Origin of the sequence: Planktotalea frisia (assembly GCF_001890925.1) — a bacterium.
Taxonomy (GTDB): Bacteria; Pseudomonadota; Alphaproteobacteria; order Rhodobacterales; family Rhodobacteraceae; genus Planktotalea; species Planktotalea frisia.
Genome location: NZ_MLCB01000190.1, coordinates 1 through 19,467, shown reverse-complemented (window position 1 = coordinate 19,467; position 19,467 = coordinate 1). Strand labels below are relative to the sequence as shown.

Sequence of the window (19,467 nt, the reverse complement as noted above, 5' to 3'; positions counted from 1 at the left end):
TGCACTATGGCGCATTGCGACGCCGATTGATGCAGGAGCCATCCACCCCATCCGCTCTGCCGTCCTTCAAATCTAGTGCGGCGAATGACTGGTTTAGTGAATTACGCGCGTTCAATGGTTGCGTTACGCCTTACCCATCTCAGCCAGAAACCTCTTCACTCTGCTTCAGCCGGTCTTCCAACCCTCCCAAATCATCCACCGCCAGATCGAGACGATCTCGGTCGCCACCGTCGCGTTCCTCAAGTTGCATTTCACCTTGATTCGCAAAGTTCATTTCTTGCTGTCGTTGCCCTTCTTCGACAACGACTTGAACAGTCCCAGACCGTTTTTTGGCGCGAGAGGCCGATTTAGCCGCGCTTACCTGTTGCGGACCACTTGAGCGCTCACTAGGCCTATGAAGCTGAGCGCCAATGCCGTCTTGTTTCAAATTCTGCCTTGAACCTCCCGATTCAGATCCAGACACCCCTCCCCCACCTTTTCCCAGCTGCGGAAACGGCAGTTCCCCCCTCTGCGCACCATGGATCGCCGCAAACAGCCGATCATCAAAATACTGGATCCGTTTTGCGCGCACTGGCATCTGCGCGTCCACAACCATGATAATTTCATCAAGCGGCAACCGGCGCGCTTCATCTTCAGGCAGTAGCGACGTTTCTTCCGTCCGTGTGGATTGGCTGCGCCCCTCGAACGGATTCTTTCCGATGGACCGCGACCGCGTAATGACCGTCTTCGTCGTCTTGCCCACGGCCTTGCTCAGCTCCTCAATGGTCTTTTCATCTGAGGGAGTGAGGTAGAGCTTTACGCCTGCGTTCCCTTGCAGCGCGCGGCGGGTGTTTTCACCATAGATTTCATCAAGGGCAGGGATGGTTTGGGTGACGACCGCGAGATGACCGCGATAGGTGCGCAGGGTTTCAATGCTCTCGACCACAATCGGCATTTTACCCAAGCGGTTGAACTCATCAAGCATGATCATCACAGGCCAAGGCTCATCTTTGCCCGGTTCCTTCTCTTGCATCGCCGAGAGAAGGTCAGAGAAAAACAACCGGATCAGCGGCGCGAGTGGCTTCACCATCAGGGGCTGCACAACCAGATAGACCGTGAAAGGCTTTTTGCGGATCGTGCGGAAGTCAAAATCCGAGACCTGCGTCGCTTCGTCAATCGCGGGGTTCTGCCATTGATCGAGCCCCGAGGTCATCAGAAGCGAGACATAGGAGGTCAACGTGTCGTTGTTGGTGGACGCCAGCCGCGTAAAGATCAGCTTGGCCGCTTTGTTGTCGATCTCATGGCCCCGCGCCACATATTCTTTCTGCTTGTTACCGCCTGAGGCCGCGATCCGGTAGACCTCGCCCAAGTTGGGCTTCTTGCGCTGGAAGGCCAGCAAGCCCGCGGCCACGAACAGATCAATGCCGCCCTTCAGAAGACCCTGAACGCGATCATTGTCACTTTGCAGGAACAAGGTCGCGAGCAGCTGCAATTCCATCTGCTGCCGCGCAGGGTCTTCCAATTCATAAATGCGCAAAAGTGGATTGTAGCGATGCGTCCGCTTGCCTTCCCAGTCCGTGGGCGCAAAGCGGTAGACCTTATCGCCGTGGGCGGCACGATGGCGCGCTGTCGCCTCAAAACATTCACCCTTAACATCTAACGTGACGGCAGACCCCTGCCATGTGAGCAGGTTCGGGATCACAAAGCCGCTGGTTTTCCCGCGCCCCGTTGGTGCCACGATCAGGGCATGGGGAAAGACCTTGGAGGTGATGTATCGCGCGCGGGATTTCGGGCTGCCCAATTTGCCCAGTATAAACCCTGTGCCGGGTTTTCCAAAGAACCCGTTGGCTTTCATCTCGCCGCGCTTTTGCCAATGGGTCTGACCAAAGCGTGTGAGGGCGGACCCGGACATGGCAAGGCTCATCATCAGCCCGGCGACGGCAGCACCGCCTATGATCAGATTGATCAGTTGGAAATCATCAGGCCGTCTGTCTCTGATCCAGAAGTAATTCTGCGCGATATATCCAAAATCGATATCCGCGCGGAACCCGAGCGATTTGAATGTAAGAACTGCCGAGGCGACGGTGTAGCCCATCGCGCCTGCCACAAAAGTGACCAGAACCACACCGATGGCAATCCGTACCCTGCCCATGGACCCACTCAATGGACCTGGCCCCGTTCCGTTTCGCCGTCCACGTCCGCCGCGCGGTGTCTCTCGACTTCAACGTCTGCCAACTCGTCCACAACCTGTCGTAACGCATCCGAGTTTGCCGTCGCAGCATCCGACTGCAGGTAGACCTTTGCGGCATAAAGCCGGTCGAGACGGTCTTCGATGACATTTTCCAAAGCGGCGCTGTCGCCCTCTTTCAGACGATCCAGTTGCGCCGCGTCCAGAACCCGCGCCACCTCGGTGCGGAAGGCTTCACGTTCTTGATCGGTCTCAAAGGGCGACGACAACTCCCCTGCCCGCTCGTGGGCGAGGACACGGGACAGTTCGGGCGCCTCATTCTGATCCGTCTCGCGCTCCGCAATACTTATCTCCCGTTCCGCACTGTGCGCTTCATAAACCCGCGCGTAAGTGTCGCCGAGACCCTCCGCCAGCTGCTCGGGCATATCTGGGTATCGCGTTTGTAGATCGCGGGCGACGGAAACGGAGATTGGCGTGCTGCTGTGCGCCCCCAAACGCGCCGCTTCAACCTCAATGATAACCCGCTCTGCTGCGGCCTGATCGACGATCACAGCCGTGCCCTCCTCATCGGTGCGGATCACATCGGTCGGGCGCGCAATCAGCTCTGGATGGTCGCGCAGATAGTCCCGCTGTTCGTCCTCCAAACGCTCTACGGCAAGGCTTTCGATCACAGCCTCATCAATATCCCCACTCTGGGCTTCAATCCGTGTTTCCAAGCGAACATCATTGGCAGCGGTTTCGACCTGGGTTTGCGTGACATGCGCCTGCACCTCACGGGCGTCTTCAATGACCCCGTCACGGCGCAGCACACCTTCACGCTCCAACATGGTGCCGAGCTGCACATGCACATCATTGAGAATATCCCGCGCCTGTTCCAGATCCGCGCGGCGCTCAAGGTTCAGATCCTTCGCCTCGGCCACTTTGGACAGATCATCCGCAATCCATTGATGTTCCAGAGCCGCGTTTTGCGCCCCTGTCTCCATCCGGGCCACAACCTCGGATGTACTGATCCCAGTTCCGCGTAGTGCTGCATCGACGCGGGCGCGCACACGGGGCTCGACAAGACGCTCCAGCTGGCTTTGCTGAATGTTGGCTACAGAATAGACCCCACCTTCTGATGGCACCTCCGAGAGGGAGTTGGACCGTAACCCAAACGGCTGCATATGCTGCACCCGCGCTTGAATAGCGTTGAGGGACTTCTCCAGCGCGGGCCGCTCTGCATCCGGTTTTGCAGCGATCAGGCCTGTGATGTTTGTGACCTTTTCCGCGTAACGGCTGCGCAGATCCTCAAAAGACTCGTCTTCGGCCATGTAAATGCCTCCTGCGGTTTCAACGTGACCACCCTTCGCCAGTACCTCGCCCGCACGGAACAGGACCACAGCAATGTCTTCGCGGTTCTCAGAGGACGCCTCGGCAGCCAGCGAGTGGAACATGATTTTGGTGTTTGCGATCTCGGCAAGCGTGCGGGTCAGATCCTTACCCACCCGTTCGCGCTCCACGGGAGTCCTGCCCTCTTCTTTGGCCGCATAGACCTCGCGGGTCTTAGCCGGGTAATGCACCTCGCCGCGGTCCACCCGCCGTGTGGCTTCCAACCGCACGCCATAGGTTTCGGCCTCTTCAACCATCGCCAACCGGAAGTCGTCATAGTTGAATCGATGGTTGCACGCCAAATAGAAGAACTCACCCTCTTGCGAACGGCGGTTCAACACGAGATGCGCATGGGGGTGGTCGCGGTCCTCATGCACCGCGATGATATAGTCGAAGTGGCCCTCATCGTTCTGGAAGAACCGCTCGGCCACATCCGTGGCGATATCGCGCACATCCTCTCCGCGCGTGCCAATCGGGAAGGACATCAGCATGTGTGGTCTGGCCAAGCTTGGGTTTGAACCCGCCGTCCCACCGCTTGGCAAAGCGCTCAGTGAGGTCTTTGATCTCGCCATGATCAAGCTTGGATTTGCCGTCCAAAAAACCGCTGCTGTCGACGATATGAGTGGACTTCGTGGTGAGGTATTCGAGCTGGTTTGCGAGCTGGGATTTAGTGTGCGTCCCACCACCCCGGATTGCCTTAAACACAGCTGCCCGATGGCCCGCAGCGGCGCGCACCATCTGCTTTTGCTTGGAGGCATGCAGACCCTGCATCGATCCGCGAATGCGGCTCCACCCATCGCGAAACACCTCGCCCGTGACGGCATCAACCGCAGCGGCGGCCCGTGTCGCATCATTCAGCCGCATGGGCAAACTCCCTTAAGGCAGCCGTTGCTTCCTGCTGCATCGCCTCGCGACGGCGGCGCACGAGAAGATCAAGCTCGTCAGCGGAATCCAGAATGAACCGCGCAAGCCCGCGCATTTGCGCAAGGCGCAACTCGGAAAATTCCGCAATGGCCCCCTGCCCTATCCGGTTGGCTTTCTGCATCTGTTTGGCGATCTGGGCGACACCATTGCCTACTTCATTCAAAGACGCCCTGTAGCGCGCCATCTCAGCAGCAAGCTGAGCATCGAGCACGAAGACCCCGCCAGCGGCCTGTATGAGCCGTCGCAGCCCCTCTGAGCGCGTCTCGATGCCGGCGGCATCCAAGACCTCATCCAGCGCTGCAAGCTCGTCCTGGGTCACCTTGAGGCTAACAGCGGCTGTCGCGACAGCAGTATCCGCTTGCCGCTCAGCGTCGCTCTTCAGCGTGTATTGAATCGTCCGTGGAGTAACCCGGAACCGTTCCGCAAGCTCAAAGCTCGTGACACCTTCCACGGCTTCGCGAACGATCTCCATGCGCTCTGCATCGGTAAGGCGTTTTGAGCGAGACATGCGAAGAAAGTCCCCCTATTTCCTGCCACCTTCATACAAGGCTGCACCCAACATACGATACTATACTAAACTGTCAATAATATACTTATGTTGGTTGGGTTTTGTGCAGCCTTGTATTCCGTTTCAGGCCGAGCACCGTTGGTGCGAGGCCAGCGTTACAAGACGCTGCGAGAATTCACCTTCGCTACCATATTCATCTCTCCAAGAGGCAATATGGATCCGGTCGAAAACAGGAGGCGCACGACGACGGCATTTGGAGCCTATGAACCGCCCAAATGGCAAAGTGGCGCAAGATCGCTTTGTCAATTCCACCGGCGCACTCAAATGCCGTGCCAAATCCACAATGACATCCTGCGGTTTAGCCTGTTATCTGGCGCTATGATCAAACTGCGTTCCATCGCTGACGACGATCCCATCCTCGAGCATTCCCGCCTCTTGAGGGCGATGGAGCTCGCTTTCGACTATGCGCAATCGGAAGGCGGTATCGGGTTGACCCAGACCAAAGCCTTCAACCGCAAATTCGCCCAATGGATTGCTGACCATTCACCGTGGCCCGAATACAGCACCGAAGAGTTGATGCGGTTAAACAAAGTCCTCAACGAATGGGACGTGCCTCCGGCTATGGTGGTCCATGATCTGCTCATCGTTGGGAAGTTTGGTCGGCATTCAAAGGGCAAATTCCAAGTCTCGAAAAAAGCTCAGGGACTCAGGTCCAAGCGCGGCGCATTCTTCGCACAGATCGCAGAGACCTACTTGTGCGCATATAATCACTCCCGCAACAGCAGGTCAGAGTTCGCGGCACCCGGTAACTGGGACATCTTCCTCAACATCATCAACGTCGAGGCCGAGCAGGGCCTAACAGAAGCGCATCTGGTGAAGACGCTTTACGGCGTCGAGCGCCGTGAAGATGTCTTTGATCGGGAGTATCTTGACCATTCAGGTTTTCTATTCAGTCACGTCCTGCGGCCACTCAGCTGGATTGGCTTTCTGGAAAAGACGTCCCACGGGAACCGGATATCAGATTGCACCTATTGGAAAACGCCACTTTGGCACGCATGCCTCGCCCTTGATACAGATGACATGGTGGATGCCCCGCAACGGCACTAAAACTTATGCGGCCCTGAACAAACAAAAGTAAGTCCACTTATCTCGGTCACCCAGAATCAGATGAACGGTGTTATGGCATCCTGAACAACGGCGCTCAGATCACGTTGGCGCAATATCCGGCGGTCCGCATCTCCTGCGTCTGCACCTTCAAATCGCGCTGCTGCGACCGGACCGTCCTTCTGATAGCCTTCAAAGCCGTCACCATCGCAGAAGCGCCGGGCCAAGATGCCAATCGCCGCCTTGATGGTTTCAGCATGGTTGCCTGCCAGTGCGTCTTCAAAAGCTGATCTCACTGCCGCAGCTCCGCCTTTGAAGTGCTCTAAACAATAGCAGAGATCGTGCGCGTCTTTCGGTTCAGCCCGATGATCAAATGCGAAGGCTTTGAGGCAGGTGAAACTGACGATGTCGGCATGCCGGATGGTTTCAGTGGTGACGCCCCCGCCATCTAGCAGTTCGGCTGTGATCTCGACGGTATCGTGGTGATCAAGCACCATCGCGGAATGCGGGATGTGGATTGCCGAAACAGCCCCCTCAGAAGGAAGTTCCCGAAGTGCCCCACCCTTCTCATCTCCGGCGTCGGCCAGAAATTCCAGGATGAGAACGGTCCCGTCGACAAGTTCCTGTTGCCAGCGCCAAGACAGCTTCTGACCCTTGCTGTTTTCGGACCGGGTAAATCCGATGGCCCTGATATTTTCTTCGAGGGTTCGATAAGCCTCAGTGTCAGCCAGCAGCTTTATATCCACGACGACATCAACATCACCGGTCCCAGCATGTGCAGGTACGGCTGGCGGGCGTTCTTTAATAAGATATCGAGGCGTAAGGCCGCCCACAAGAAAGATTGATTCGCGCCACGGCCCTAGGTGGCGATAAAGCGTGACCAGCACGCGCTCGCACGCTTCAGTGACAGTTTGGTTGTAGCCTTGAATGGCCGTCGGCTTCTTCATTGCCACACCAGTTTTTGAGATCTCAAATGCTCAGCCATCTCTTTTGAGCGGCCATGATCCTCAAGCAGATCGAGATAGACTTGAAGTGGCGAAGCAAGCAGCCTCTCGTCATCGTCGGATACCCCACGGCTGAGCTGTTTGGACTTTGCATCAATCACGGTGAGGTTCGCACCCTCTGAGACTTCGCGCGCACCAAGAACTGACAGAAGCCATTCACGTGAACGCTTATCCGTGACCCGCACCGCAAGATTGGAGACGTTGGAGAGGAAAGGCGCATAGGATTGCGCAGCGAACTGCCCGGTGAACTCCAGATCATAGTCGTTGTGATCGTGTTCGCTCTGAATCTTGTGAACCATGTCTTCGGGTTTCATACGGGGAACATAGTAGCGGCTTTGCCTATTTGCAGGCTCCACCAAGATGCTATCGCGCCAAGCATCCAAGAGATCGTCAGGCTGGATCAATCTCCGGCGTTTGGCAGGCCCCTCCCCCTTCACTTGCAGCCAGTCGCGCCGCTCCAGGTCCTTGAGAGTTTGAGACACAGTTGCCGGCGATACTCCTGCGTCTTCTGCGATTTCCGTCCCAGTTACCCATTCGCTCTGTCGTGCGATCAATGCCTGCAAAACCTGCGCCCGGGTTCCTTTGAAAATATTCACATCCTTGCGCCTGATCCGCTTGGACTTTGGCTTGTCGATCAACACAAAGGTGTCGCCGACACCGATATAGAGGGAACCGCTCAGGTCGTAATATGCAACGTGCTCATCACGAAGAAACGACCTTGCTCCTTCGGACACAGACCTTGCAATGATCATCGGAACGATATGCTGATTGGAAGAAGCGAGGTCCAGTTGATACTGCTTGAGTTGCCAGACAACTTCGCGCGCGTCCCTTGGGAACACGTCGCCGCGCGTCTCAGCAACGATTGATACCTCCCGGTCTCCAATCTTGAGCTGGAAGATGACATCAGGTCGTTGACGACCAGACATCTCGGGTTCAAACGAGATTTCATCTAGACGAGTGCCCGGGATCGCGGCTAAGCTGTTGCTCAGGCTGTCGATCAGTTCTCGATCTATGTCTGCTAGTTCGCTCATATTTACTGTCCAGTAGATTTACGCCTAAATTCTATATATTTACTAAAATGTCAATATTTACTGCTCAGCAAATAACCATATTGTTCCAGCCTTTCTGACGATGTTACGCAGACGGGTTTCAGAATGGTATTGAGTGTGCGCTTTAACTGTTCGCTATTTTCAGTGCTTACAACGCCGACATTCGTGTGTTTTCAAAGAGATCCTAACTTAACCTTGGTTTCTTCAGTAGTGTACGCCAATCGAGGCTCTTGTTCGAAATATCCTGCGCTATCTTGAAGGCATAGCCGCGGTGATTACTGATCGTATCAGTGCGCTCCAAGAGATATCCTAGGATCATGAAACTGAGCGCTGGACCAAGGTCCTTTATTGAGAACCAAGTGTTCCCGAGGTTGAGATATCCTGCAATATCATCCATTAAGCGACGGCAGTCTTCTTGGTTCTTAGCAAACCTGAGTTCTGCGCAGAGCCTTGGGTAGGCGCGCTCCATCTCTTCTTGGCTAACTTCAATCTGAAAAGAAGTTTCTTCTTTAACATACTGAATCTTAGAAGTCTCTTTATGCCCCTCAATTTCGGGGGCAGTGGCCCTCAAATCTTCCGGTTCTGAACAGGTTATCTTCGAGATTTCCACAGTGATTTCATCCAGAAGATCGCTCAAAGCGTGCTTATCTGGCTGGCGTCTCAAAAGGTTGCGGGCCTTTGAAAGGAGGCCCTCGTCCCAATTTGCGCCGCTAAGACGTGCTTTGAGATTGCTCAGGGCTGCCGAGCACATGTCTCTAAGCCGTCCCAGTTCGTTTTGATGGTCCTGGTGGTCTTGTGCCATGCGCAGGAACTCAGGGTGACGCTCTGCGAGGGGCAAGAGTGACAGGCCGGTGGCAAGAACAACGCTGCCCTGGCGGTCTCGACGGGCCCACCGTTTGCCATTGCCGCTCGATCGCCGCGTCAGCAGGCCTAAGGACACCAGTTTTGCAATGTGGCGCTCAACGGTTTGGATGCTGACATGGGCGCGTTTAGCGAGAGAGGCATTTGATGCAAAGCAAATATGCCGGTCGTCGCGCGTGGCATCAACCTGATCTACACGTAGGAACGAGATCATCGCTCTTAGAAGAGAGATGGACGTGCCTTTCAAGCCGAGGGGTTCCCGGATGTCTTCGATTACCTTGAGGAGTTGCCATTTGTTTTCGGCAATACCTCCCTGCCCCGTCGCTTTGCGCGACGAGCGTGCTCCAGCTGGAGCCATTCCTTGAATTGTTCTCATAATTTGCCTGCAGGCAAAGATTTCCCGTTCGCCCAAGAGCGTTTTTTATTGCTTAGCGAATCGGTGGCTGCTACGTTCTAGGTGTCTAATCTAAGAAACGCGTTTGCGTTACAGCCCTCGAAGCCTTGGCTTTGGGGGTTTTTCTTTGCTTACGTCCTCCTTTGTTGCTCTAGCCTCTGGTGTCATCCGCAGGGTTTACAGCTGTAAACTCCTGGTAGGATTTCTTGATGATGTCCTCGAGCTCACGGTCGAGCCACTCAGCAAATGCTGCGTTCTTCCCTGCCCGTTTGATAGACATCGCGATTGTTGCGCGTCCCGATTTGATGGTGACGCCTGGGACCGGTGTTGCCTCCCTGCCCTCGCTTGGACGCGCGCCGCGCCGCGTAATCTCTCTAATAAGCTGCTCAAGGCGGTCATCTGACGATAGCTCGGCACTCAACTTTGACAGGATTGCGAAGGATGTTGATGCATTGACCTTCTTGGATGCGAAGGCTTCGGCCAAGGCAGTCCACTTCGGGCGACCCGACTTTGGAGCGGCTCCAATTTGATCACCAACATCGTCAGGGATATTGTCCGTAACCTTGGTCAGGTGAGAAAGCCCTGATGCGGACAGGCTCAGAACTTGCCGGACTATCTTGGTGTTGTGACCTGCCGCTTGAATGACGGCGGCAAACCGTGCCTTCTCATAAAATGACAGGTTTCGACGTGCGGCATTCTCAAGGCCTTTGGCGAGAAGGGCTGTGGCGTCATCGAGATCTTGAACGTTGGCGCGTACTTTTAGCCCGAGTTCACGGCAGGCGCGCAATCTTCGGCGGCCGTAGATGATTTCAAATCGGCCCTCGGTCCCTGCCCTGCGGACCAAAATGGGCACCTGTTGGCCGCCGTCTTTGATGCTGGATTTGAGTGTTTCATAGCCGTCGCCATCATCTTCAGAGTTTACAGCTGTAAACCCATCAAGGCGATCTTTGGGTCCCCAGTCGTCAATGAGCGATGAGTCAAGTTCGCGAATGGCTGACAGCGACCCCTGCAAGGCCCCCAAGGCGGGTGCTGCGGGTTTGGTGGTTCGATCTTTGGGTTGCGGGCTGGAATTGGCAATCGTCTTGGCAATGCCGCTTAGATCCTGAAGAGATTTACGTGCCATCAGCTACGCCCCCATGCTTGGTGAATCATTGCTTCAACTTCGCTGCCAACCGCATCCATGGATTGTTTGGCGCGGTCATAGGTCGCCCGCGTCATCTCGGAGCGAACAACTTCGTAGATTGATTGTTTGAGCATGGTGGCATCGCTGATCGCCGTGCTCTTGAGTGCTGTGGCGGCCATGACACGATCCATAAAGAGAGCGCGCATGAACGAGGTCAATTGTTGTGACGGCACGTCTGTTGGCTCGTCGCGTGTGATGAGAAACTTGAAGTGATCATATTGGAGCGCGGCACCTGCATCCTCAATGACGCCCATATAGGCACCGGCAAGCTCGAGGAATTGCGCCGTTGAGGACACATCGAGCATTGAGGGCGTGAGTGGGACGATCAGGGACGTTGCTGCGGCCATGCCGGAGATCGTCAGGAAGCCCAGCTGTGGCGGGCTGTCCATCAAGACAATGTCATACTGATCCTCAACCTGGGCCAATGCATTGCGAATGCGCAGGAAGAAGGGCTGGTCAGGATTTGAGTTTACCGCTGATTCAGTCTCGAATTCAGACAGGAGAAGGCGGGACGGGGCCAGTGACAGCCCCGGAAAATAGGTGGGCATGATGACGTCAGAAAACGGCACCGGATCATCGTATCGGATGGCGTCATAAACGGTGAGGCCATCAAACTCGATCTCTGGGTTGATGCCGCACATAGAGGTCAATGAGCCTTGCGGGTCCAGGTCAACAACAAGCACCCTGTATCCATGAAGTGCCAAATAGTGGGCCAGGTGAATAGTCGACGTACTTTTGCTACTGCCGCCTTTGAAGTTCATCAACTGCCAGACTTGCAGGCGCTCGCCTTCTTTTCGCCCGGGGACGTATCTGCCCTTTGTTCGAGACGCTTTTTCCAAGATTTGGCGGGCTTCCCACAGTTCATGGGCGCTGTAATAGCGGCGGCCTGCGCGAACGTCTTTTGGCTCCGGGATTGTGCCTTCGCCGTGAACTTTACGCATGAACTGACCGGACACGCCGAGCAATTCGGCGGCTTCTGGGGCCGAGAAGGGGCGCAATGATTTCGTGTTGTCGGGCGCGAATGCAGAGAGTAGGTGTTCACGGATGGCGCGGTTGAGCCGCTCGGAAATATCCGTTGCTAGTTCTGATGGTCGGTCTGTTATACTCGGTGTCGCGGGAATCATCTGGTTGCCCCAATTTGCTCAATGTGGCTTTTTTCGCGCCACTTGGGGATAAAAGCGGCGATTCACCACTCTAAGTCAACGATTTTCTTACATTTAGTGTCTAACGTTGTGCAAAACGCAAGATAAGACACGAAGGACTATCTGCCAAAACGGGCAAAGTTTACAGCTGTAAACTCATCGGAGGACATTATTCGCTTGTTTGGCGATCGGGTTTGGTGGTCCATATGGATCGGTCAAAACACCAATGCCGCAGTTTTTCCCACATCGGAATGGTGTTTCGCGATAGCGATTCCGCGCGAACAGCGCCGGACCTGAACGGGCAGGGGGCTGGTCCCCGCCTTTTCAGGTCAACTTCGCGAGATTAGATTCTGCGGCCTTTTGGTTCGGATGCTGTTCAAACGCAAAAAAGGCTCCGCCGAAGCGAAGCCAGTTGATCCTCACCACAAGGATTAGGGAGGGTAGGGCAGGGCGCTTGTCCGCGCCCCGCCTCGTGTTCAAGCCATGCCTTCGGGAAGCCACGTGTCGATGCGCTTGGCTTGAGCTTCGGTGATGCTGTGCGCCTTGCGCAACTCGGGATCTCTGAACAGAGCTTCCATCTTTTCGGCCTTTTCGCTCTTTGTCAGCTTGGCGAAGGTGGTTGCGGTTGGGTGATCTTCGGTCAGGTCAAGGAGTTCGCACCAGAGATTGACAAGGTAGGGCCCGCCGACGCGACCAAAGAAGTTTGCGGCTGTTGGCGTGAAGTTCTCACGGATATCCGTCTCAACGGCCTTATCGATCACCGCGCCCAAGTCTTCGTCAACTGTCAGCAGTTTTGCGAGATGGCGGGTGATTTCTTCCATGACAAACGCGGGACCCTTGGCCTTGTAGGCACGAAACACGCGGCCCATGTCGCTGCCGAACTTTGCGGGTTGGGTTGTTTTGGTGAGCCGCTCATCTAGCTTGTAGCCTGCCATTTCTGTGGTTGGGGTGTTCGCCACCTCGTCTTTGTGCAAACCAAAGACAGACGTGTAGCCCGACTTGCCAGAAAGCTGGAATGCGAGAAGGGCCAAGAGGAGGTCTGGGTCGCGCAGGACCGCGTGTTGGCGTGCGCCCGTTGCAATGCGATCCAGATCAATCCGTAGTTTGTTTGAGATTGGCGACTTGGTGCCAGTGCTGCCTGCATGATTGGATTTGGTCAGCACCCCTGCGTCGATGGCTGCGTTCTTGTCTGTGCCGCGAATGAGACCAGTTTCACATTGAACCTTACCGGAGCGGTCCACATAGACCAAGACGCCCGCATGGGCCTTCTGCTCATCCGTGAAGGTTCCGTCCAGGATTAATTGCAGCGCTGTGAGTTTAGCTTGGCCTTCTTCGTCCAACACGTCGCCCTCTGCCAGTTCTGCCAAGGCGTCGTATTCTTGGCCTTGTTCTTCGGTCAGATCACCGTTCTCCGCGTAAATGCGTGCCAACTTCATCTCATCAATTTGGTACCAACCGATATAGCTGTCATTTATGGGTTCGGCCCATTTCCAGCCTTCGGCGATCAATGCCCCAGAGGCGTCTGCCAGCTTCTTGCCAAACAACTCATCCAAGATGGCTGGATCGTCGATCAGGACTTCATCAGCAAAGAGATCGCTGCTCGTGCGCCCACCAGCCTCGATGTAGGCCTCAACGCCAACGTAAACCGCGCGGCGGTCACTGTTCTTGACGGCATCGGGCTTGAGCATCTTTTTGATGCGGTGATCGCTCTCGCCATGGCCGCGCACGTTTTCCAGAACTTCAAGTGCCAGCTTTTCATCATCGCTGATGGTGAAGGCTGCGGCATTTGAGAGGCTGATGTCACCGCTGCGCAGAGCGTCGATGACGGGGCAGGGGAGGGCAGCTAAGGCGAGGCGACGATAGACATGGGCTTCGGTTGCACCGTAGGCCGTGGCGATGTCGGCGACAGTGGCCCCACGCTTTTCCATTGCGCCAAAGTCCTGGATTTCATCGGCGGGGTGCAAAGCTTCGCGTTGCGCATTCTCGGACGTCGCCCAATACTCTGCTGTTGCCTGATCTGGTGCCATCTTTACCGTAACTATTTGAAATCGCTCATTATCTTGAAGTAGCGCAAGTGCGCGATATCGGCGGCCACCAACAACCACACCGACACCTGTCTCATCGCGAAAGCCTGCGAGGTTCTGAATAAGACCGTAAGCGCGGATGTTTTCCGCAAGTGTAGCAATGCTCGTGTCATTGACCACTTTGCGCGGGTTGAGGTCAGAGATGTGCAGGTCAGCGAAAGGGATTTCTTCGAGAGTGACGGGGATGTTTGATTGGTCGTTCATGGGTTTTATCCTTGTTTCTTGATGATGATGGTGGATGTGCCTCGCCCGTCGATCACTGATCCAAGGGCGAGGCGCTGAATGGATGCACCCAAGCTTTGGGTGCACCGCGCTCAGTATTCAGAGGCGTGTAGGACGGTGAGGACGCGCCGCGTTACGGCCACGTCTGCTGGGTCATTGCTGCCCATGCAGTAGTCTTTGTCGTAAAGATCGATTTTCCAGAAAATGTGGTAGCTGTTGCCAGCGATCTCGAACTTGAAAGCCCCAATGGTGTGATCGCCGTAGGGATCGTTATCTTCGGTAAACTCTGAGAAGGTTTGCACCCGCTGCATGATGATGGCTTTGGCCGCTGGCGACAGGTCGGCCACGCCACGCGTCAGCACGATCTGACCGGGAACGGTGAAGTCAGCGCCCCACGTGGTGCGAAACCTGTCGTTTTGTTCGGCAATGATTGCGTTGAATTCAGCTTCGCTGCGGTTTTCATTTGTTTGGGCCATATCGGCTTACTCCTTTGTGGTGTGGATGGGGTCGTTGCCCCTTTGGTCGTCTGGTTTTGAGAAAAAGCCCCTCAAGGGCGTCGTCTCTAAAACCTGACCCACTGGCGAAGTGCCGGAGTGAGCAAGCGCACACCCCAAAAGCGAAAAAGTGGTGCGGCCCGCAGGCGTAGCCCGAGGGCACGGTTTTGCGCCTTTTGGGGTTGCGCGCGCGAGAACCCAGCGGGTTCTAAAGCATCTGTCCCGCAGCGGCGTATCGCGCTTGCGCGAACCCCAAGGGACCATCGAAACAGGATCGGGCGAGATCCGTAGCACCAGCTGATCGTGACCCGAATGGGCAGATCACAGCACCTCAGAGCCCATATGGAACAAGGAAGGCTTCCTGGCTCATCCTTGAGACATGAGGACGCCTATTGGATCAATGGGGTCGGGGAGCGGTGTTCTGGGCGCAGGACGCCTTGCCGGACGAAGCCTAGAGCGGCGATGACACGCCCTCAGGGCGGGGTAGGGGCCCAATTAGCCCCTTTGGTCACCACAGCGCCTAAAGCCAGGTTTTGGGCTGTCAGAGGCGCTTATTCGTCTGCAGCAGTATTAGAACCGACCAATGAAATCATTGCACACGGGAAACAGGTCTTGCTCAGCAAGTGTTCCTCCCGCCGCGCCGACCTTCCGCTCAACGGTGTAACCGCCACATGTATTGGGGGTGAGCTGCCAACCAAGTCGTAGCGATCGCAGCAACATGGCATTGACCTAACCCTCAATGAGAAACGAACGTTTGGGGCAGGGGAGGCGTCACACCGCTCAAATTGTGAACTGCTCATCAAACATCGAGCTAAATCAGGTGTTGCGCAAAAATGCATAGAAAAAATATTTTTAAATCAATCACTTAAAATCCCAACTTGTGATGAAGAAGCCAGCGACTGTCTCATCACCTCTAAGACGGTTTGAAAACCGTCCTGGTTCAGACACCATGAGAACCCCCAAAGGACTGCAAATTTTAGGCGAAAGGCGCGGGCATTGCCCGCGCCTGACGTCTTAGTTCGAGTAGGGGATGAAGCGATATTCACCGTCATTCTCGGTTTTGACCGCGTTGGCGCGGATTTCACCTGCGCCAAAGTTGATGGCGACGGAGAGGTAGTCGTTGCCGGCTTGGCTGGTTGCCTGCCAGGCGCTGCCGATGCGAATTGAGCGGTTGCGCGTGGATTTGGCAGTGATTTCGAAATCTGGGTGCTTCTCTGTCTTCTTGTGCGGGTGATTGTACCTTCGAGTGTCATGTCAATTTTCCTTTTGCTAAGTGACGAATTGAGCACGTTTCATGGCGACCGCGGATCACCACAGCGCAGCGCAGGGGAACCCCCTCGCGGGGTTGATCCGCTCAGGGCGGTTTGAGCTAAGTGTGGTGAGGAAAGTTAGAAAAAGGGAGATTGCGGCGCCACCTTGGAGGTTCATCGCACAAATGATTTGCTGACTTGTTGCTTCGCCAATTGAAACATGAGCGTCTGATACTCAAAACAGAACCCACCTGAACAAGAGGACCCAATTCGGAGATTCCGGGCACAACCCCGCCAGCATTGATTTGAGCACAGCGGGGCAGGGGATCAGGCTTATGCTTGGCAATCTGCGTCAGTGAAAATCTTGACTTGGTACCAGCCGCTTTGCCTGATCGCGCGGAAGCGTGGCACGAGGTTGAGGCCGCCCGCGTTGTGCGTCGTCGGTTTGGGGTTGCGATCACAATGCCCTCGCGTTGTACATGACCTGTGATGCGCAGCAGCCACCCGCCCATGACATGCTCAAAGTCTAAGCGGGGCATTGAACCCGCTGCTTTTTACATGACTGTTGAGCAGGGAATGGATATTGATGACAGCCTCCCTGGTCTGGTGTAAATTCGATGCCTGACGTTGTCGCCATGATGCGCTTTTTACTTAAAGGAGCCGCAGGTGAGCGCATCGCACAAGGGATCGTCACCCGTATGGGCGAAGACACCGCTTTGGTGACTTCGGGCGCAACCTAGATCCCGTTCAGTTCGCTGAGCCGATGTGCTTCTTGATCTATAATACACTATCAAGAATCTCACCCGATATATATTAATAGATCAAGCCTTGATTTTCATAGTCAAGTTGATATATAAAGGCAGATCAAAGAGGTATCATGATCTATATTGGCAGATCACTATGAACTATGAAGCAGAGGCGTTAGCAACAACGCTCAAATCGGCACGTGAACGAAAGGGGCTTAGTCAAAGAGATTTGAGCGCCCTAGCAGGCGTGCCGCAGTCTCACATTTCAAAGATTGAAACGGCCGGTGTTGATTTACGGATCAGCAGCCTTGCGGCACTGGCAAATGCGCTTGATCTCGAGATCACCCTCGTACCACGCAAGGCCGTTCCTGCAGTCAAATCTATCAGCCGCAGTGCAGCTGTGGCACCGACTGCGCAGCCAGACGTCGTCAAACACATAGCTTCGATTTCAAAACAGATGAGCAATGTCAAAAACCTGAGCGTTGACCAAAGCGTCCTCCAAGATGTCCAACGACAGTTCAATGACTTGCAGCAATACCAAAATCTCATTCGAGATTCGGCAATGTTGAGTTCAATTCGTGACGCGTTAAAAGCGGCCAATGACGTAGGCGGAATAGATGCGCTAAGGCAGGCAGCGTCACAAATGGCGCGCCTACGTAACGATCTCGTTCATCTCGACATCAAGCCAAGCAACTTACCTAGGCGCGCCTATCAACTTGATGGTGATGATGATGCCTAATGTCTCAGTTCTAAATGTGAACCTCTATGGCGAAACAATAGGAACACTGACCAACGTCGGGGGTGATCGCACATTGTTCGCGTTCACGGATGCTTACATCAACGACACCAACCGTCCTACACTGGGACTGTCGTTCAAGGATGAATTTGGGACTCTGACCACGGACTTCCGGAACTATCAGACGCGTGTGATGCCGTTCTTTTCAAATCTTTTGCCAGAAGGGCATCTGCGAAAATACTTGGCGGAGCGCGCAGCCGTCAATCCAGAGCGCGAGTTCTATCTCCTTTGGGCGCTCGGCAATGACCTCCCCGGAGCTATCACGATCACACCTGCTGATGGTGAAATGTGGCCCGTCGACATAGACGAGGATCGCATCCGAAGAAATGATGATCACCATGAGAACGCACTGAGATTTTCGCTAGCTGGCGTGCAGTTGAAATTTTCAGCGATCACAGACGCCGCTGGAGGTCTGACAATACCTGCAACGGGAGCCGGGGGCTCCTGGATCGTCAAACTGCCATCCCGAGAGTACGACGGCGTGCCGGAAAACGAGTTTTCAATGATGAAGCTTGCGGCAATGATGGGCATGAATGTGCCCGCGATAGATCTTGTCAGTCTCGATGCCATCAAGAACGTGCCTGCAGGCATTGAGCAGCTCGGCAAAGACGCATTTGTCATTGAGCGATTTGATCGACTGCCGGGTGGCGGGCGTGTCCATATCGAGGATTTCGCGCAGATTTTTGGGGTTTATGCTGAACGCAAATACAAGCAAGCCAGTATGCGCAACATTGCGCAGGTCATTGCAGCCGAAGGCAGCACAGAGGACCTTGTGGAATTTGTACGTCGTCTGACCTTCAGCATGATCATCGGCAACGGCGACATGCACCTCAAAAACTGGTCTTTGATCTATCCAGATCGCCGGCACGTGTCATTGGCACCAGCCTATGACTTCGTTTCGACCATTCCATACCTGCCAGAGGATGGGACGGGACTAAATATCAGCCGGTCCAAGGCCTTCACTGACTTCAATGTCGATGAACTCAGCCATTTTGCTGTGAAAGCCGCAATCCCCAAGAAGATGGTCTTGGACACTGCAAGAGACACGATTGCTGCGTTTCAAGAAACCTGGGCCAATGAAGCGGCAAATCTGCCAATGAGCCGCGATGTACGTACCGCGATCGAGGGGCATATGACAACTGTCCCGATCATGGACGAACTGGGATAGACTTGTAGATCTACGTGCTTTCCGAGCTAGTGTTTGTCACCTGCTGGATTAGGTGTCGTCGCTGTTCGTGATCACAACCCCCAAGCGCGAACATCAACTGCGAAAAGAACCGACGAAGACTGCGGTGGATTGGACAATAGCTAATGTAACGACCAAAGCTACTGCCCATAAATTTGGCCGCACTGTTTCTAGAAAGAAGTTCCGGACCCCGCGCACTGGAAAAAAGGCTGGTCTAGGTTCCATAATTTTCTTTTATCGTAACTACGCGCGTCTTTTGTTGGTGTAGCTTCAGTTTGGCAGGACGGCCATTGTGCCGCTGGCTATGGCGTTCTTTCAAAGTGCAGCGAAGGTTCGAATTTTTCAGGCTGGCAATGTGGTAATGACAGGTTTTCAAAGGGAGGCGTGACACATGAGAGTTTGTGGATGTGAAATATCGGCTAGTGAAGTTCGGCTTGCCGTTGCCTACCATGATGATGAAGGCGGCGTGGAAATGCTGCGCCTAAAGACCACACGGGTAGTCCTCGAGGATGACACATCCGAGGCCGATCTACGATCAGTACTGGCAGATCTTCAACAGTTTTCCCGAGATCACGAGATTGATGTGTGCGTGATTAAAACTCGTGCCAAGAAAGGCCGTATGGCGGGCGGGGCGGTTTCCTTCAAAATTGAAACCTTGATCCAACTCGTTGAAGGAAGCAAAACCAAGTTCGTTAGTCCGGTGACACTCTCTCACTATGCCAAGAAAGGCCTTGATGAATATCCCGAGAAGCTGCCTGTTTATTTGAAGAACGCATTTCTTTCCGGAGCTTATGCTTTGACGAAGCCGGGATTTTTAGCATAGCCGAGATAGTGAGAACCAGCCAAGCCAATCCTATGTAGACGCAATCTGAACGAACGACCGGTATCGGTTTCTGGACATTCGCTGCGCTCCGCCTGAACTGACACAACGCGGATGGGGTGGATGGCTCCTGCATCAATCGGCGTCGCAATGCGCCATAGTGCA

General features: G+C 54.7%; 18 protein-coding genes. 5 read left to right on the top strand and 13 right to left on the bottom strand.

All coding sequences use genetic code 11. From position 1 onward, the window contains the following. Positions 1-139: 139 nt before the first annotated feature. From PFRI_RS17645 to PFRI_RS17635, 4 genes are read right to left on the bottom strand one after another with little or no spacing between them, the layout of a single operon-like run. Complete coding sequence (locus PFRI_RS17645; RefSeq protein ID WP_072632021.1) at positions 140-2,131, bottom strand: type IV secretory system conjugative DNA transfer family protein; 1,992 nt, start codon at positions 2,129-2,131, stop codon at positions 140-142. A gap of 8 nt (positions 2,132-2,139) precedes the next feature. Then, positions 2,140-4,026 (bottom strand): relaxase/mobilization nuclease domain-containing protein, encoded by a 1,887-nt coding sequence (locus tag PFRI_RS17640; protein ID WP_245812450.1) that lies wholly within the window; start codon positions 4,024-4,026, stop codon positions 2,140-2,142. Beyond that, a complete protein-coding gene (locus PFRI_RS21720) occupies positions 3,938-4,399 on the bottom strand; it encodes a hypothetical protein (RefSeq protein WP_245812449.1) in 462 nt (153 codons plus the stop codon). The genes PFRI_RS17640 and PFRI_RS21720 overlap by 89 nt, the downstream gene beginning before the upstream one ends. After that, positions 4,386-4,967, bottom strand: a complete 582-nt coding sequence (locus PFRI_RS17635; protein WP_072632020.1) for a transposase — start codon at positions 4,965-4,967, stop codon at positions 4,386-4,388. The genes PFRI_RS21720 and PFRI_RS17635 overlap by 14 nt, the downstream gene beginning before the upstream one ends. An 87-nt stretch (positions 4,968-5,054) precedes the next feature. On the opposite strand from PFRI_RS17635, the gene PFRI_RS17630 reads away from it, so the two are divergent. Further along, positions 5,055-6,074, top strand: a complete 1,020-nt coding sequence (locus PFRI_RS17630; RefSeq protein WP_245812447.1) for a hypothetical protein — start codon at positions 5,055-5,057, stop codon at positions 6,072-6,074. Between the two features lie 56 nt (positions 6,075-6,130). Here the strand turns inward: PFRI_RS17630 and PFRI_RS17625 are convergent, their stop codons facing one another. The 8 genes from PFRI_RS17625 to PFRI_RS22005 form a co-directional block, all read right to left on the bottom strand. Then, positions 6,131-7,018, bottom strand: coding sequence for a hypothetical protein (locus PFRI_RS17625; protein ID WP_072632023.1), 888 nt, complete (start codon positions 7,016-7,018; stop codon positions 6,131-6,133). Further along, positions 7,015-8,106: a type IV toxin-antitoxin system AbiEi family antitoxin gene (locus PFRI_RS17620; protein WP_072632019.1), complete on the bottom strand. Its 1,092-nt coding sequence runs from the start codon at positions 8,104-8,106 to the stop codon at positions 7,015-7,017. Before PFRI_RS17620 ends, PFRI_RS17625 begins: the two co-directional genes overlap by 4 nt. A 202-nt stretch (positions 8,107-8,308) precedes the next feature. Further along, positions 8,309-9,361: a helix-turn-helix domain-containing protein gene (locus PFRI_RS17615; protein WP_245812445.1), complete on the bottom strand. Its 1,053-nt coding sequence runs from the start codon at positions 9,359-9,361 to the stop codon at positions 8,309-8,311. Positions 9,362-9,530: 169 nt separating this feature from the next. Further along, positions 9,531-10,502 (bottom strand): plasmid partitioning protein RepB, encoded by a 972-nt coding sequence (gene repB / locus PFRI_RS17610; protein WP_072632017.1) that lies wholly within the window; start codon positions 10,500-10,502, stop codon positions 9,531-9,533. Then, positions 10,502-11,686, bottom strand: coding sequence for a plasmid partitioning protein RepA (gene repA, locus PFRI_RS17605; protein ID WP_072632016.1), 1,185 nt, complete (start codon positions 11,684-11,686; stop codon positions 10,502-10,504). The genes repB and repA overlap by 1 nt, the downstream gene beginning before the upstream one ends. 494 nt (positions 11,687-12,180) lie before the next feature. Next, positions 12,181-13,992: a ParB/RepB/Spo0J family partition protein gene (locus PFRI_RS17600; protein WP_072632015.1), complete on the bottom strand. Its 1,812-nt coding sequence runs from the start codon at positions 13,990-13,992 to the stop codon at positions 12,181-12,183. Between the two features lie 110 nt (positions 13,993-14,102). Then, positions 14,103-14,486, bottom strand: a complete 384-nt coding sequence (locus tag PFRI_RS17595) for a DUF3768 domain-containing protein (RefSeq protein ID WP_072632014.1) — start codon at positions 14,484-14,486, stop codon at positions 14,103-14,105. A 1,032-nt stretch (positions 14,487-15,518) separates the two neighbouring features. After that, positions 15,519-15,698 (bottom strand): DUF736 family protein, encoded by a 180-nt coding sequence (locus tag PFRI_RS22005; RefSeq protein ID WP_084649751.1) that lies wholly within the window; start codon positions 15,696-15,698, stop codon positions 15,519-15,521. Positions 15,699-16,371: 673 nt separating this feature from the next. Between PFRI_RS22005 and PFRI_RS21890 the strand changes: the two genes are divergently transcribed. The 4 genes from PFRI_RS21890 to PFRI_RS17575 all read left to right on the top strand — a co-directional run bounded on the left by PFRI_RS21890 (position 16,372) and on the right by PFRI_RS17575 (position 19,305). After that, positions 16,372-16,494: a hypothetical protein gene (locus PFRI_RS21890; RefSeq protein WP_273529879.1), complete on the top strand. Its 123-nt coding sequence runs from the start codon at positions 16,372-16,374 to the stop codon at positions 16,492-16,494. Between the two features lie 160 nt (positions 16,495-16,654). Then, on the top strand, positions 16,655-17,239 hold the full coding sequence (locus PFRI_RS17585; protein ID WP_072632013.1) for a type II toxin-antitoxin system RelB family anti-toxin: 585 nt from the start codon (positions 16,655-16,657) through the stop codon (positions 17,237-17,239). After that, on the top strand, positions 17,232-18,464 hold the full coding sequence (locus tag PFRI_RS17580; protein WP_211317802.1) for a type II toxin-antitoxin system HipA family toxin: 1,233 nt from the start codon (positions 17,232-17,234) through the stop codon (positions 18,462-18,464). The genes PFRI_RS17585 and PFRI_RS17580 overlap by 8 nt, the downstream gene beginning before the upstream one ends. Positions 18,465-18,873: 409 nt before the next feature. Further along, positions 18,874-19,305, top strand: a complete 432-nt coding sequence (locus PFRI_RS17575; RefSeq protein ID WP_072632012.1) for a DUF3010 family protein — start codon at positions 18,874-18,876, stop codon at positions 19,303-19,305. Here the strand turns inward: PFRI_RS17575 and PFRI_RS21545 are convergent. Beyond that, positions 19,272-19,467, bottom strand: a 196-nt coding sequence (locus tag PFRI_RS21545) for a hypothetical protein (RefSeq protein WP_217653418.1), incomplete at its 5' end; no start/stop codon positions are given. The two genes, PFRI_RS17575 and PFRI_RS21545, sit on opposite strands and share 34 nt — an antisense overlap.